The organism is Ruminococcus callidus ATCC 27760, from assembly GCF_000468015.1.
GTDB classification, from domain to species: domain Bacteria; phylum Bacillota; class Clostridia; order Oscillospirales; family Ruminococcaceae; genus Ruminococcus_C; species Ruminococcus_C callidus.
Genome location: NZ_KI260314.1, coordinates 10063 through 10866, shown reverse-complemented (window position 1 = coordinate 10866; position 804 = coordinate 10063). Strand labels below are relative to the sequence as shown.

1 protein-coding gene is annotated in these 804 nt (G+C 51.7%); it reads left to right on the top strand.

Translation table 11 applies throughout. From position 1 onward, the window contains the following. Positions 1 to 108 precede the first annotated feature (108 nt). Positions 109 to 765, top strand: coding sequence for a P-loop NTPase (locus RUMCAL_RS02505; RefSeq protein ID WP_040646646.1), 657 nt, complete (start codon positions 109 to 111; stop codon positions 763 to 765). The last annotated feature ends 39 nt before the right edge of the window (positions 766 to 804 follow it).

The following is an 804-nucleotide window of genomic DNA, read 5'->3' as shown; positions in this document are numbered from 1 at the left end:
AGTCGCCAGACGCTCTTTGTGCGGTATTGCCCAACATTTTCAGTTGCATTTTTGTATAGAATGTGCTATAATAAAAAGAAACATGCTCTTGCTGGGAAAGGAACTTCTATGAAAAAGATCACGATCATTACGGGACACTATGGTTCCGGAAAAACCAATCTGGCAGTCAACCTTGCCCTGCGGCTGGCAGATGCCGGCGAAAAGGTGACCATTGTCGATTTTGACATTGTCAATCCCTATTTCCGCACGGCGGATTTTGCGAAACTGTTTGAGGAACGGGGTGTCACGCTGGCGGCTTCCATGTATGCCAACACCAGTCTGGACATTCCTGCCATTTCTTTTGATATGGAACGCATGGCATATGAGGACGGCTATCTTATTATCGACGTAGGCGGGGACGATGCCGGTGCCATTGGACTGGGGCGGTATGCCGAGGGCTTTTCCGCTTATGTTCCCGATCAGCTGGACATGTGGTATGTGGTGAATCGCTATCGCTATCTCACAGAAGAACCGCAGGAAACACTGGAACTGATGTACGAGATCGAAGCCGTTTCCCGCATGCGTCACACCGGAATTGTGAACAACTCCAATCTGGGGAAGGAAACCACGGCGGAAACCATTCTGCGGGCAGTGCCTTATGCGGAAGAAATCGCCGCACAGGCGAAGCTGCCGCTGGTCTGCACCACCTGCCGGAAAGACCTGACCGTTTCTGTACCGGACATTCTGCCGGTAGAGGTGTTTGTCAAGCCGGTGTGGGAGGAATAAGGAGCAATCTGCACGCAGATGGCGTGCAAAGTCGCCAGA